This is a genomic window from Polaribacter filamentus (assembly GCF_002943715.1).
Classification (GTDB): Bacteria; Bacteroidota; Bacteroidia; order Flavobacteriales; family Flavobacteriaceae; genus Polaribacter; species Polaribacter filamentus.
The window spans coordinates 463922-479304 of record NZ_MQUA01000013.1 but is presented as its reverse complement, the minus strand read 5'-3'; the positions used below and the strand labels follow the sequence as shown (position 1 = coordinate 479304).

General features: G+C 31.9%; 15 protein-coding genes. 12 read left to right on the top strand and 3 right to left on the bottom strand.

Going from position 1 to position 15383, the window contains the following annotated elements; genetic code table 11:
* Positions 1-178 precede the first annotated feature (178 nt).
* From BST83_RS04250 to BST83_RS04235, 4 genes are all read left to right on the top strand, one after another.
* Positions 179-1531, top strand: coding sequence for a dihydroorotase (locus tag BST83_RS04250; protein ID WP_104808722.1), 1353 nt, complete (start codon positions 179-181; stop codon positions 1529-1531).
* 16 nt (positions 1532-1547) lie between these two features.
* A complete protein-coding gene (locus tag BST83_RS04245; RefSeq protein WP_104808721.1) occupies positions 1548-2384 on the top strand; it encodes a DUF6671 family protein in 837 nt (278 codons plus the stop codon).
* Positions 2385-2644: 260 nt separating this feature from the next.
* A complete protein-coding gene (locus BST83_RS04240; protein WP_104808720.1) occupies positions 2645-3586 on the top strand; it encodes an aldo/keto reductase in 942 nt (313 codons plus the stop codon).
* 691 nt (positions 3587-4277) lie between these two features.
* On the top strand, positions 4278-5006 hold the full coding sequence (locus BST83_RS04235) for a hypothetical protein (protein WP_104808719.1): 729 nt from the start codon (positions 4278-4280) through the stop codon (positions 5004-5006).
* 140 nt (positions 5007-5146) lie between these two features.
* On the opposite strand, the gene BST83_RS04230 is transcribed toward BST83_RS04235, so the two are convergent.
* A complete protein-coding gene (locus tag BST83_RS04230; protein WP_104808718.1) occupies positions 5147-5821 on the bottom strand; it encodes a class I SAM-dependent methyltransferase in 675 nt (224 codons plus the stop codon).
* 166 nt (positions 5822-5987) lie between these two features.
* On the opposite strand from BST83_RS04230, the gene BST83_RS04225 reads away from it, so the two are divergent.
* From BST83_RS04225 to BST83_RS04210, 4 genes are all read left to right on the top strand, one after another.
* Positions 5988-6665, top strand: a complete 678-nt coding sequence (locus BST83_RS04225) for a tetratricopeptide repeat protein (protein WP_104808717.1) — start codon at positions 5988-5990, stop codon at positions 6663-6665.
* A gap of 3 nt (positions 6666-6668) precedes the next feature.
* Complete coding sequence (locus BST83_RS04220; RefSeq protein ID WP_104808716.1) at positions 6669-7205, top strand: YfiT family bacillithiol transferase; 537 nt, start codon at positions 6669-6671, stop codon at positions 7203-7205.
* Between the two features lie 65 nt (positions 7206-7270).
* Entirely contained in the window at positions 7271-7732 is a 462-nt protein-coding gene (locus tag BST83_RS04215; RefSeq protein ID WP_104808715.1) for an Mpo1 family 2-hydroxy fatty acid dioxygenase, read from the top strand.
* A 59-nt stretch (positions 7733-7791) separates the two neighbouring features.
* On the top strand, positions 7792-8130 hold the full coding sequence (locus tag BST83_RS04210; protein ID WP_104808714.1) for a tRNA-binding protein: 339 nt from the start codon (positions 7792-7794) through the stop codon (positions 8128-8130).
* Positions 8131-8162: 32 nt separating this feature from the next.
* Here BST83_RS04210 and BST83_RS04205 read toward each other — a convergent pair whose 3' ends face one another.
* Positions 8163-8321 carry a YqaE/Pmp3 family membrane protein gene (locus tag BST83_RS04205; RefSeq protein ID WP_104808713.1) on the bottom strand — a complete coding sequence of 53 codons (159 nt, stop codon included), beginning with the start codon at positions 8319-8321 and terminating at the stop codon, positions 8163-8165.
* Between the two features lie 331 nt (positions 8322-8652).
* Complete coding sequence (locus BST83_RS04200; RefSeq protein WP_205853549.1) at positions 8653-11142, bottom strand: M14 family zinc carboxypeptidase; 2490 nt, start codon at positions 11140-11142, stop codon at positions 8653-8655.
* A gap of 470 nt (positions 11143-11612) precedes the next feature.
* On the opposite strand from BST83_RS04200, the gene BST83_RS21370 reads away from it, so the two are divergent.
* From BST83_RS21370 to BST83_RS04190, 4 genes are all read left to right on the top strand, one after another.
* Complete coding sequence (locus BST83_RS21370) at positions 11613-11780, top strand: hypothetical protein (protein ID WP_367889186.1); 168 nt, start codon at positions 11613-11615, stop codon at positions 11778-11780.
* A gap of 51 nt (positions 11781-11831) precedes the next feature.
* Positions 11832-11999, top strand: coding sequence for a hypothetical protein (locus BST83_RS21365; RefSeq protein ID WP_367889185.1), 168 nt, complete (start codon positions 11832-11834; stop codon positions 11997-11999).
* 78 nt (positions 12000-12077) lie between these two features.
* Positions 12078-12251 carry a hypothetical protein gene (locus tag BST83_RS20420; RefSeq protein WP_240614639.1) on the top strand — a complete coding sequence of 58 codons (174 nt, stop codon included), beginning with the start codon at positions 12078-12080 and terminating at the stop codon, positions 12249-12251.
* A 212-nt stretch (positions 12252-12463) separates the two neighbouring features.
* A complete protein-coding gene (locus BST83_RS04190) occupies positions 12464-15361 on the top strand; it encodes an FAD-binding and (Fe-S)-binding domain-containing protein (protein WP_104808712.1) in 2898 nt (965 codons plus the stop codon).
* Positions 15362-15383 lie beyond the last annotated feature (22 nt).

Here is a 15383-nt window from a genome sequence, read left to right as displayed (position 1 = left end):
TATCGCAGAAATAATGTAAATTTGACTGAACTAACAATTTAAAATAATAGCAGTTCAAAATATTTTTTCACCTTCTAAACGATTAAAAAAAATAGCTTAAACGAGTTTAGTTAAACAAAAAAAAGTCAACCTGTTTCAGTATAATACAAACCCCGACACCAAACACAGAAAATTAAGAATGAGCCAGAGTATTTTAATTAAGAATTCTACCATAGTAAATGAAGGAAAATCATTTGTCGCAGATGTACTTTTATCAGACGGACTAATTGAGCAAATTGGAAATATTGTTGTTGAATCAGATTATAAAGTAATTGACGGAACCGGTAAACACCTATTTCCAGGAATTATTGACGGACAAGTTCATTTTAGAGATCCGGGACTTACACACAAAGGCGATTTATATACGGAGAGTAAAGCTGCCATAGCAGGTGGTGTAACTTCTTTTATTGATATGCCGAATACTGTTCCGAATATTTTGACGGCGGAGAGCCTGAGAGAAAAATATGAGATTGCTTCCCAAAAATCTTTGGCAAACTATTCGTTTTTCCTTGGCGTAAACGGAGATAATATTGATGATGTTATAAAAATGGACACTAGCCAATTTATTGGTGTTTCTGATGACGGCTTATACTTTACTAAAAAAGGAAATCTATTGGCTGACAGTCCAGAAAAAATGGAGAAACTGTTTGCCAATTGCAATTCGATCATTGCTATTCATTCAGAGAAAGAGGAAATTGTAGAAGCCAATGAGCAGGCTTTTAAAAAAAAGTATGGAGAAAATATTCCGGCAAAATTTCATCCAATAATTAGGAGTGCTGAAGGCTGTTATGAAGCTACTAAACGTGCAATTGGTATAGCCAAAAACCACAATGCTCGACTTCATATTTTACATTTAACAACAGAAGCAGAAACACATCTTTTTCAAAATGACATTCCTTTAATAGAGAAAAAAATAACTACCGAAGTTTCGGTACATCATTTATGGTTTTCAGACAAAGATTATGACCGACTTGGAATGCTTATAAAGTGGAATCCAGCCATTAAATCAGAAAAGGACAAACAAGGTTTATTAAAAGCTTTGCTTGATGATAGGATAGACATTATAACTACAGACCACGCACCACATGCGTTAGAAGAAAAGGAAAAACCCTATTTTCAATCTATGTCAGGAGCACCAATGGTTCAACATTCGCTTAATTGTATGTTAGAGTTTTATAAACAAGGTCTGATTTCATTAGAAAAAATAGTGGAGAAAATGTGCCATAATCCAGCAATTCTCTATCGTATTAAAAACAGAGGATTTATCAGGGAAGGTTATTTCGCAGACTTAACTTTGGTGGATTTGAACAGCCAATGGACAGTTGCCAAGGACAATCTTTTGTATAAATGTGGTTGGTCGCCATTAGAAGGAACGACGTTTCTAACAGCAATAAAACAAACGTTTGTGAATGGAAATTTGGTGTACGATAATGGAAGATTTAACGAAACAATTAAAGGAATGGAAATAACGATATCAACACAATCAAATTAAAGAGATTATCTCCCCTATGTTCAACGGAAGAAAATTAATCATAGCAACTAAGCACAAAAAGGAAAGTGTAATTGCACCAATTCTTGAAAAAGGTTTAGGAGTAAGGTGTTTTACAGATGAAACATTCGATACGGATGCATTGGGAACTTTTACGGGAGAGATTGAAAGGAAACTTGACCCGATAGCCACCGCTAGGCAAAAATGCCTTTTAGCTATGAAGATGAATAATTGCGATTTAGGTGTGGCAAGTGAAGGCTCTTTCGGCTCTCATCCAACACTATTTTTTGCAAGTGCAGATGACGAGTTTTTAATATTCATTGACAAAAAGAACAACTTAGAAATAATCGCCAGAGAACTGAGTATGGAAACCAATTTCAATGGTAGTGAAATTGAAAATGAAAAAGACCTTTTAGAATTTGCTGAATCAGTAAAATTTCCATCTCACGGACTCATACTTCGCAAGTCAAAAACAGACTATAGCGATATAATCAAAGGCATTACAAAATTGCAAGACTTAAAAAAAGCATTTCATTTACTGTATAAAAATTTCAATGGGGTTTACGTTGAAACCGATATGAGGGCAATGTACAACCCGAGCCGAATGACTATCATTGAAAATGCCACCAAGAAATTGGTTGACAAGGTAAATTCTTGCTGTCCTCAATGCAATATTCCAGGTTTTGGAGTGACAGACGCGAAAAAAGGATTAGAATGTAGCTTATGCGGTTCAGCAACCAATTCGACATTAAGCTATATTTACATTTGCCAACATTGTCAATATACAAAAGAAGAAATGTATCCGCATAAAAAATCAACCGAAGACCCTATGTATTGTGATTATTGCAACCCATAATTACTTAGAAAAGATTAAAATGATAACGAGTAAAATAGAAACAAAGCCGCTAACACGGTGTATAGTTAATAGAGATTTTATGCTAATTATCAATGTTTTAGTATTTATTAAGCTAAGTACAAAATTCAAAGCTAAGTGATTTAAAATCAAACACTAACCACTGTAAACATCTGATTTGACGAAGTTTTTAAATGATTTTTTAAAAACAAACTGAAGAATAACCTACTTATCGCATTTATAAAATAATAATTAATTTTAAAATGAAATATAATAAATACATCAAAGACTCATCCCTAGTCTCTGAAATTGGACTTGGCGCATGGCAGTTGGGAAATAATTCCGGATGGAAAAGTATGTCAGAAAAGGATGCTGTAAAACTGGTTGAAAAATCATTGGAATACGGAATCAATTTTTTTGATACAGCACCAAATTATGGACATGGATCAGGAGAAGAAAGGCTTGGTAAAGCACTTAAGGGTGTTGATAGAAGTAAAATTGTAATCAACACAAAATTCGGACATACTGATTCGGGTATCACTAATTATAATTCAGATTATATTCGGGAATCTTTGGAGGGCAGCCTTAAAAGATTACAAGTTGATTATGTTGACTCACTAATTATTCATAGTCCGCCTGTTGAGTATCTGGATGGTAATAAAAACGACCATTACGAGATCCTTGAACAATTAATTGAAGAAGGCAAAATAAAAGCATATGGAGCATCTTTAGATACGTACGAAGACATGAAGCTGCTAATGAATACCACAAATGCTAAAGTGATTGAAGTCTTTTTCAATATTCTACATCAGGATACCTCAAGAGCATTTGCAATGGCAATAGAAAAAGAAGTTGGCATCATCGTTAAAATCCCTCTCGATTCAGGTTGGTTATCAGGAAAATACACTGCTAAAAGCACTTTTCACGACATCAGAAATCGCTGGTCCAGACAGGATATTCAAACCAGAGCACATCTGGTAAATAGCGTAAAGGAAATTATCCAAGCAAAAGATAATCTTGTACAAAAAGCAATTTCGTTTTGTTTGGCATATGGTGCTGTCTCTACAGTTATACCTGGGAATGTAAATATAGCTCAGTTAACAAGTAATGTGAAAAGCTTAAACAACCCTATTTCAACTGAACTTGTTGAAAAGCTAGAGGATTTTTATCTAAATGAAGTAAGACAACTCAATCTTCCATGGTAAATAAAATCCTTTCAGAGTTTTTTATTTCAAATGACGAAAAAACAATAGTCTTATTTGAGTAATAATATTCTCATAACTTTAAAAGAATAGATTTAACAACCGATAAAACCCTGAAATTACTGATAATGTTGCCTAACACCATATAAATTTATGCTTATGTTTAAACTAAATAACGAGCCTACAAACATTCAATTAACAATTTGCAACATCCAAAAAAATTACTATTTCTAAGTCGCACAAATCGTATAAAAACTCGTTGTTCCACAAAAAAAGATATCTGTCCAAAAAAAGTATACGAAAAAGCAACTTTTGAACAGAAATTATCCATCGTTGACCAAATTAAAAATGGACAAATATCGGCTGACTTGGATGCTAAAAAATATACTGTATCTATATATATATATATTAGTACCTATCGGTTGAAAAAAACAGATAATGGGCACTAATATTTAAAATTAAATGTTGCTGCGAATATGAGAAGTTTCAGTTGTTAAACTATAATAAAAAAGAGTATTGAAATAAAAATCCGAACGATCCCTATTCTTTAACAAACCCTTCTATTTTATTTATTAATTTAGCATGTGAATTCATAATATGCAAATTGGAGAGTTCCAACTCTTAAAATTAATGTTACAGAAGTTAACGCTTGTCTTTAACGAGTAATCGCTCAATTTATAAAGTGTATCAATAAATGATTAAAGAGAAAGTTTTAGAAGAAATAATTGAAGGATATCGAAATACGGTTTCTCAAAGATATCAATATCAGCGTATCAAAGATAGTTACGGTCTCCCGGAAACCATCGATGAAGACACTGTAAACCAGCTTCGATTGTACTTTTTAAATTACATGTATCCAACACATGATAAACGGGCAGAATTAAATCAGGCCTTTGATAGTCTAGAAGATTATATTAAGCATCCGCAAAAATTATTACGAATCTTACTGGAAGCTGCAAAAATTATTTTTAAATATGGACGACATTTACCCAAAATACTGACTGCAGGGTTGGGCGCCATGAAAACCTTTAAGGCTGCAACAAACTTTGAGAATAATCTAGTCGCTGAAGCAATCAAAAATAAAATAGAAGCACCGTATGACGCCGCAAAGATTTCTGCATTGCTCAAATTATTATCCCGTGAAGAAATTGAAAAATTTATAGAAAGTTCACAAGCCTTATTTGAAATTTTACACGATAAAATTCTAATTAAGAAAATCAAGGAGGTCATTCAGCACCTCATCACTGCCATGCGGAAAAACACAACCGTATATTCTCAAAACCAAATTAAAGGACTTGAAATAGGACTTGAAATGATTACTGAAGGCGATGCAATTTTTAATAGATTAACCAAAGAAGATCAGCAAAACCTAGTGAAATTGATTACAGATATAGAGCGAGATCATTTAGATCATATTTTTTAAACCATGAATCTCTAAAAAAAGCAAGGTGTCATTTAAAAAATTCTTAGAATCCATTATTTTAACAGCCTTTATTAAACTAATAATATTTTTAATTGGACACTATTTGTTATCTGCAGGAGAATAACCATTATTTAATCAACTTAAAGTTCATATAAAGTAGTTATAATTACGCCTTTGTTATCCTTCAAATGAATAGCTGCTAATTGCTTTTGTTCTTTTATCTTAAAATTAAATGGTGGCGCTAATAAGTTTACGCCACTTTGTTTTTTTAGCCGAATTCCTTGTCCCGAAATAATATTTTTATTGGGTGTGAAATTTCCAACAGGAAGATGCTCTGTTACGATCACATATTTAAAAGCAGTTAATTTGGTTGCAATACATTTAATTTCAGCATTTGATACATGCTGTAATACTTGTCTTATTAAAGCACAATCTGCTTCAGGCAACTCGTCTTTTGCGATATCTAAACAATAAAACGCTACATTTTCTTCTTTAAAATATTCTTTATTATGCGCTATTAGGTCTTCAACAATATCCACTGCAATAAAATTTTTGGAATACTTTACCAATTCTTTGCCTACATTAAAATCACCACAACCTAAATCACAAACGGTAATTGGTGTTTTAAAAGAGGTTAAAAATATTTTTAAAACCTCCATGTATGGATTTATTATTTCAGGTTGATGAGATCCTAAACCAGAGTAAAAATCAGCATTATTAGTGCCCCAAAGTTTCATTTTGTAAACTTGTTCCATCGCATCTTTTGTGGACCAAGGTTTCTTTATTTTTTTAGTTGGGTTTATATTCTCTTTCATAAAAACAAACTAGATTATTTTAAACGGTGAATATAGAAAACTTAAGTGTTTTCAATTTGGATTTCAGATTAAAAGCGCATTACATATTTGAAATAAATACCATTATTTTGTAACAAAACGGTTAAATTAGTCGTCTAAACTATAGAATCATTTTAGCAAGCCAACCATGAAAAAAATTTTACTTCCATTATTTTTACTTCTTTTATTGATTAGTTGTACTTCACAAAAAAATTCTGATGCATTTATAAATGCTGCTTCTGGTCGCTACTTATTTAATACAGACGAAGTTTTAGAAGTACATTTTAAAGATAAAGTATTACAAGTAAAATGGCGAGGAAATGATGATATAGAGCCTTTAAAAGTAGCCGAAAATTCATTTTATATGAAAGCATTAAACGAAAAAATGGTATTTGTTGAAAAACCAGAAATGCATATTGAATTGGCGCCAAAAACGGAACATGATGGTAGTATCTATCATTTTAGAAAAATGAAGGAAGGTGAAAAAACGCCAAGTGAATATTTTATGGCCAAAGAATATGATAAGTCTTTAGCCGCTTTTTTAGAAATTAAAAAGCAAGATTCTTTGAGTCCGGCTATCAATCAAAATAAGATGAACAGACTGGGCTATGATTATATAAGAAAAAATAATTTAAATCTGGCGCTAGAAGTTTTTAAAATAAATGTGGCTCTATATCCTACCAATTCGAACGTTTATGATAGTTTAGGAGAAGCTTATTTGTTCCAAAAAGACACTTTAAATGCTGAAATCAACTTTAAAAAAGCGTTGTCCATCAATCCAGAGAACAGAAGCTCTAAACGCCTTTTAACCAAAATAACTAAATAGAAAATGGACTTAGAAACACTAAAATATCCGATAGGAAAAGCGATTCTTCCAGAGCATATCACTAAAAAGAATATTGAAGATTGGTTATTTGTTTTAGAAACTTTTCCTCAGAATTTAGAATTTTTGACTCGCGAATTATCAGAAAACCAATTAGATACTCCTTACAGAGAAAATGGCTGGTCTATTCGGCAAGTAGTGCATCATTGTTATGACAGTCATCTTAATGCTTACATCCGTTTTAAATGGACTTTAACCGAAGATAAACCCTTAGTTAAAGCCTATTTTGAAGAACGTTGGGCAGCATTACACGATTCTAAATCTGCTCCTATTTTCTTATCTATTGACGGATTAAAAGCATTACATGCAAAGTGGATTTATCTCATAAACAATTTGAAGGATGGAAATTTAGATTGCTATTTTATACATCCAGAAAGCAACTCAAAAGTTACCTTAAAAGAAAATATTGGTATCTATGCTTGGCATTGCAACCATCATTTTGCACATATAGAGCAGTTGATGGTTCGTAAAGGTTGGAAATAATAGCCTTTTATTTTTAATTTTCTTTTATAAAAATTCTTATATCTTTAAACTCTTAATTTAGAGATATGAAAACTGCCAAAGAATACTTTGATGAATATGCTGTTAGTCATCAAAATGAAACCAACCAAGCGATTCATTATATTTGTGTTCCACTTATATTTTTTAGTGTAATTGGTTTGTTAATGAGCATCCCAACTACTTTTTTAGAAAATATATTTAACGCTTCTAATCCGCTTTTAGAAAATTGGGCAGTTGTTGTTGGCCTTGTTATTTCTGTTTTTTACCTGCGACTAGGATTTTGGTATTTTACAGAAATGCTCTTCGTTATTTTAATCTGTATTATTGCAAACTTCTGGCTAGGTAATTTTGTAAACTTACTGTATGCATCGATAATTATTTTTGTTTTAGCGTGGATTGGTCAGTTTTATGGTCATAAAGTAGAAGGCGCAAAACCCTCTTTTTTAAAGGATTTAGAGTTTTTACTAATTGGCCCTTTGTGGGTAATTCAGAAATTAGGAAAAAAGTAATTGTTAAATCTTGTAATTGTTAAGAACAATCCATCAAAACATACATTTTTTAAATAAATATGATAGAAGAAATTACATTCGAAGATTTTTTAAAAGTTGACATAAGAATGGCAACAATTATTGAAGTAAATGACTTTCCGAAAGCTAGAAAACCCGCGTACCAGCTTACCCTTGATTTTGGTGCTTTAGGTATTAAAAAATCAAGTGCTCAAATAACAGATTTGTACACCAAAGAAGAATTACTGAACAAACAAGTTTCTGCAATCATCAACTTTAAACCGAGACAAATTGCCAATTTTATGAGCGAATGTTTGGTTATAGGTGTTTATAATACGGATGGAGATGTTGTTTTATTACAAGCTTCTAAAGGGGTTAAAAATGGAGAGCAGGTTTCTTAGTTTTTAGTTAACTGAAAATTAAACGCTTACAACTAATTTTTTGGATTATTCAAAATCACCAAAGCCCCTATTACTCCTGGAATCCAACCGCAAAGTGTAAGTAAAAAAATAATAAGAAACGAGCCACAACCTTTATCAATAACTGATAATGGCGGAAAAATTATTGCAAATAAAACTCTAAAGAAACTCATTTTTATAATTGGTTGGTTATTTTATAAGACGATTCACTTTTTGTTTTGTTACATAAATAAGTTTTAGAATTTAAAAGTCGCAACGTTTTAGAGTTTAACTCCAAAACGTTGCGACTTTGATACTTTATTAAAAAAACTAAATAGATCATTTAAGTACAAACCTTTTTACTCCACTCAATCAGAAATCCTCACTAAAATTTCAAACTAAAACTGCAAACCAATAACCGATAACCGATAATTGATAACTGATAATTGATAACTGATAACCAATAACTGATAACTGATAACTGATAACCGATAACTGATAACCGATAACTGATAACTAAAAACCCTACATCATATCTCCAAAGAAAATAGTATTCATTAACAACTTATTTGTTCCGAACCAGAAAGCTCTAAAGTTTGTATTATCTGTAAAAACTATTACGCTACCTCTACCTAATCTTTGTACTTTAAAAGGAACTGTGTTTTTAATTAGTTTTGAATTTTCCTTTGAAATATACCCACTTAATAAAGGATTTGAAGTATACTGAATCGGATTGTTATAACTCTTTTTATCCGCTTTAATAAACATCGTAGAATTCCTAAATAACGCTATTTTCTCATTCTTATATCCAAAGCTTATAGGATGCGATCTGTCTATTTTCGCTTCAAAAATTGCACCTCCAATATACTGTGCACCAGACTGTAAAGAACGATTTTCGAAGGATACATTTTTAATAGTATCGATTTTAGAATCTTCAAAATCAAGATTAATCATTTTGTTACTTGCCAACCATTTTGCCGTGTTTTTATAACCCACTAAAATTCCGCCATTTTGCACCCATGTTTTTAATTTTTCAATTGCAGCTATATCAATAGTACTACTCGGAATTACAATATGCGTGTATTTGCTGATATCCGTTCTTGTAAAATAACTCATATCTAAACGTGTTATATGCATATCAAAACGTTGATCGAATAGATGCCAAATTTCACCAGAATCGTAACTTGTTATTCCGTCGCCCACCAACATGGCTACTTTTGGTTTTGTGATTGCGCTAAAATTTTCACTTCCTAAATCAATTCCGTCATTTAAACCCGTGGTCACTCCTGTTATTAAAACATTACTTTCTTTTGCAACCTGATTTAAAAACTCAAACATTTCTGCAGAGTCTAATTTCTGATTTTGAACAGGAATAAAAATCGTTCCGTACTCATACGAATTTCCACCATTTTTAAAGTTTTTCATAGAAACTTTTGCTCGCAACTCTTTTTGTAAAATTGCGCTTAAGGCTTTTGGAGTGTAATATTCATTCCAAGGCATTAAATATCCATAATCACTTTTAAATGAAACCAATCCTTGCTTCATTTTTAAATCTGTGATTTCATTTCCTGCTTTTGAAAGTGATATGTTTTCTGCGTAATCAACTCCGAATGCATGGTTAAACGTCCATGCAGAAACATCATAAAACAAACTGTCTGTAAATGTTTTTTGAACATCAAACATCGCTTTTACCAAACGTTGATTTTTCTGATTCATCGGCACCACATAACTATAGCCCTTTTTAAATGTTTTTCCGTTTTCTGTAAAATCAGCTTTTACTTCATGAATTTTAATTTGATGACGTTTTAAAACTTCTGCTAACATAAAACTTTTTGCCGCATCTTTTTCATCCCCAAAAACAATTGCTTTTTTCTCTCCAGTATTTCTAGATTCTTTGTAAAAATCTTGCTGATATTGTAAGATTTTTACCCTCATATTTTTTGCTGCTTCCAAAGTTGATAAAGCGGCTGTAAACTGATTTCTAATCGTAAAAGGAAATGTTAAGATTCCGTTTTCTGTTTCCTGTGCGTGCCCTCTAGAACTTGCTTGTTCAAACAAAATACCGATACCTCCATTAATATCTGGAAAAGTTGAACCTTTTCCATAATAAAAATCATCAAAACTTTCTTCGGAATAATATAAAGAACCTATTTTATCCAAGGCTTTTGCATGATACGTTGCAATTTCTTTGGTTAAATCCTGATTCATTTGTGGCGTTAACGGATTTGTTCTTGACGGAATTCCAGGTTGAAAAAAGAAACTAGAATTACTTCCCATTTCATGATGATCCGTTAAAATATTTGGCAACCATTTATGAAAACTTGCAATTCTTACTTTGCTTTCTGGCAATTGCACTGGCAACCAATCTCTGTTCATATCAAACTGATAATGGTTGGTTCTTCCACCCGGCCAAACCTCAGAATACTCTCTATCATTAGGATCAGGATTGATATTTTTACTCTTATTTGTGTTTGCCCAATATGCAAAACGTTGCAATCCATCTGGGTTTAAAGAGGGATCAAAAAGAATCACCGTATTATTTAACAAGGCATCAATATTTTCTGCAGCCGCCAAATAATACGCAACCGCCAAAGCCGCATTAGAACCACTTGGCTCGTTGCCATGGATCGAAAACCCTTGGTAGACAACAATTGGGTTTTTAGAAATATCTACAGAAGGATCATCCGTTGCATCGATATGCTTTTGTCTAATACTTTCTATGTTTTTATGATTTTCTGGTGAAGTAATTGTCAGTAATAACAACGGTCTTCCTTCATAAGTTGTTCCTCTATTTTCTATCGAAATTCTATCCGAAGAAGCCGCTAAAGCCTTCATATATTCCACTAATTTATCATGGGTAACGTGCCACTCACCTACTTCATGTCCCATAATATCTTTAGGAGTTGGAACATTTTTATTGTAAGTTACATTGTTTGGCAAATAATAAGACAAATCAACTTCTTGTGCTGATATTGAAATAGAAATGAACAGAAAGAATACCAATAGTTTTTTCATTTATAGTAAAATTTTGATTATTAACAAATATAACAATTCAAATACTTTCTATTTAATTAATTTCAATTACTTACTTGAACAGACAACTTTAAATTTTACAAAACTATAAATAGTAATAATTCCAAAATTTAATGACGTAATAGATCTCTTTTTAAGCTGTTGATTAGCGCCATTTAAAAGAAGGTTTATAAGGGTCATTTAAAATACGAGGCGGCATAATACTCTAAAATAATTTAGATTTTTTAACTTAAAAATATTTAAATTCGCTGATGATTAATATCGTCATTACTTAAAAAACCGTCGATTTAATAAACAAATTTTTAGAATTTTAACTTTTAAATATTAGAACGTATCACTTAAAAGTTGGCTCTTTGTTTCTGGTTCTTCTGATTATAATTATTACTAAAGCTGTTTTTCGGAATAGAAATTTAGACAAATTTGATAAAGGAAGTATATCGTCTTAATATCAAATTATAAAATATATCATTTGGATCATTGCTTTTGGTTTTATTTTAGAGTCATTTGGTGTCAAAATTTCTATTTTAGTAGCTGGCTCTGTGGCTTTATTAGTAGGTGTTGGTTTAGGTTTGCAACAAACGCTTAACGATGTTATTTCCGGCGTCATTTTTACTTTCTAAAAGATTTATTAAAATTGGCGATGTTTTAGAAATAGACAGAAACATTTTAAAATTCAAGAAATTGGTTTGCGAACCTCTAAAAAACTAAATACAGGTGATATTTCTACGATCATTCCGAATTCCTTAATTACCACAAATAAAGTGATTAATTGGGGTCATCAAACAAGACAAAATAGATTCAGAATTGAAGTTGGCACAATTTATAGAATTGATTTTTAACTAGTTATTAAAACTCTTGAAGATAGCGACGGAGAGCATACAGAAGTTAATAGCACTAAATTTATTGAAGCAAGAATTGTGAATTTTGGAAGCTTATCATTAGATTTTCAAGTACTTTTTTATAGTAGTGCTATTTTTGGTGCAGATAGAATGAAAAGTGATATTAGAATGGTTATAAACCAAAAATTCATCGAAAACAATACTACCATTCCTTTTCCGCAAATGGATGTACATATAAAGTCTGATAGATAAAACTTGCAATTTATCCCTACAAAATTTTATAAAAATGAGAATTTTAAAATAAATAGGCTAAACGAATGCACTAAAAATAATAAAAGCAGCAATCTAAACAGATATATTTAAAAACTCGTAAAACTTTAGATTACAACTTTGTTTATTCTATTATAAAAATAATTTTAGCGATATTTGTAGTAGAAAAAGACACTCAAATTCCATTGTAAAAAATGATTGACACTACTACTTTAGAAACTTTACATAAATCACTTTCTGGTGATGTTCTTTTTGACAATTTACACAAAACTTTGTACGCCACGGATGCTTCAGTGTATCGTAAAATTCCGTTAGCAGTTGCGTTTCCAAAGGATGAAAAAGACATTAAAACTTTAATTGATTTTGCGACTAAAAATAACGTTACGTTAATACCTAGAACCGCAGGAACATCTCTTGCAGGGCAATGTGTTGGAGACGGAATTGTAGTAGACGTTTCTACCCATTTTACCAATATTATTTCTTTTGATGAAAAGGCGAAGACAATCACTTTAGAACCCGGAATTGTTAGAGATTCTTTAAATCTTTTTTTACAACCTTACGGATTATTTTTTGGACCAAACACCTCAACATCAAATAGATGTATGATTGGCGGAATGGTTGGTAATAATTCATCCGGAAGTACCTCTATAAAATACGGCGTTACGCGCGACAAAGTGCTAGCCATTGATGCTATTTTAAGTGATGGAAGCACCGCTATTTTTAAAGAAATTTCATCCGAAGAATTCATCAGAAAAACAAAAGAAAATACACTCGAAGGACAGATTTATAAATCCATTTACACAGAACTTTCTTCTAAGGCAAATCAACAAGAAATTAAAGAACAGTTTCCAAAAGAAACCATTCACAGAAGAAATACCGGTTATGCAGTTGATGAGTTTTTAACTTCGGATTTATTTGGAGGAACCCAACCAACCATCAATGTTGCAAAGTTCCTTTCTGGAAGTGAAGGAACCTTGGCTTTTTCAACTTGCATAACGGTACAATTAGATGTTTTACCTCCGAAAGAAAGCATCATGGTTTGTTCGCATTTTACAAGTATTAATGAAAGTTTATTGGCTACTGTTACCGCCATGAAACACAATTTATACAATTGTGAATTGATGGATAAAACCATTTTAGATTGTACAAAAAGTAATAGAGAAGCTGCAAAAAACAGGTTCTTTTTACAAGGTGATCCAGAAGCTGTTTTAATGTTAGAAGTTTCTGCAAATACGCTTGAAGAAACAGAAATTTTAGCAGACACTTTGATTGCAGATTTAGAGAAAAATAATTTTGGCTATCATCACCCAAAAGTATACGGCAGCGATATTGCAAAAGTGCATAATTTGCGCAAAGCAGGTTTAGGCCTTTTAGGAAATATTGTTGGCGATATGAAAGCGGTTGCTTGTATAGAAGATACCGCCGTGGCTTTAGAAGATTTGCCAAATTATATTCAGGAATTTACCCAAATCATGGATAAATATCAGCAAAGCGCCGTTTATTATGCACATGCAGGCGCTGGAGAATTGCATTTACGTCCTATTTTAAATTTAAAGAAAAAAGAAGATGTTGTTTTATTTAGAAAAATAACGACAGAAACTGCCGAATTAGTTAAGAAATATAAAGGTTCTTTTAGTGGTGAACATGGAGACGGAATTGTGCGTGCAGAGTTCATTCCGTTGATGATTGGTGAGCAAAATTATCAATTATTAAGACGTATTAAAAAAGCATTTGACCCGAACAATGTTTTTAACCAAGGAAAAATTACGGATGCTTTTTCGATGGATAAAAATTTACGCTACGAAATTGACCGAATAGAACCAGAAATTGAAACCATTCAGGATTTTTCTGATAGTGAAGGAATTTTAAAATTAGCAGAAAAATGCAATGGTTCTGGAGATTGTAGAAAACCAGCAGAAGCCGGCGGAACCATGTGTCCTAGCTATAGAGCCACAAAAAACGAAAAAGATACTACCAGAGCAAGAGCAAATACGCTGCGTGAATTTTTAACAAATTCTGACAAGGTAAATAAATTTGATCACAAGGAATTAAAAGAAGTGTTTGACCTCTGTTTAAGTTGTAAAGCCTGTGCATCAGAATGCCCAAGTAATGTTGATATTGCAACTATGAAAGCAGAATTTCTGTATCAATATCAGGAAACAAACGGCTACTCTTTTAGAAACAGCCTATTTGCAAATAATGCAAAATACAATAGATTAGGAAGTAAATTACCCAGAATTACGAACTTTTTTACCAATTCACTTTTGATGAAAAAAGTTTTAGGCGTGGCTGTTGAGCGATCAGTTCCTAAATTGGCAAATGAGACCTTAGAGAGTTGGTTCAAGAAACATCAACCTAAGGTATCTAAAAAGGCGGTGTATTTATTTAAAGATGAATTCACTAATTTTTACGATGCTGAAATAGGAAAAGATGCCGTTATTTTATTGGAAAAATTGGGTTATGAAGTTAAAAATATTGCCCATGATGAAAGTGGAAGAAGTCATATTTCTAAAGGATTTTTAAAAGAAGCGAAGAAAATTTGCAACAATAATATTGCTATTTTTAAAGATATAATAACAGATGACATTCCCTTAATAGGAATAGAACCTTCGGCTATTTTAACCTTTAGAGACGAGTATATTCGTTTGGCAACTGATAAAACATCCGCAGAAAAAATTGCAAAAAACGTGTTTACTTTCGAGGAGTTTTTAGCCAAAGAAATCGAAAAAGAGAATATTACGGACGCTCTTTTTACATCAGAAAAAAAAGAAATAAAAATTCATGGACATTGTCATCAGAAAGCATTATCCGGAACTTTTGCAAGTTTTAAAATGTTAAACATTCCAACTAATTACGCCGTAACTATTTTAAATACTGGGTGTTGCGGAATGGCAGGTTCTTTTGGATATGAAAAAGAACATTATAAAGTGAGTATGCAAGTTGGTGAAGACACGTTGTTTCCAAAAGTTAGAAATTTTAATGCTGACACAGAAATTGCAGCAGCAGGAACAAGTTGTAGACATCAAATTTTTGATGGCACAAAACGCATTGCAAAACACCCAATAACAATTTTAAAAGAAGCTTTGAAATAGTTTTCAGTTGGCAGTTTCAGTT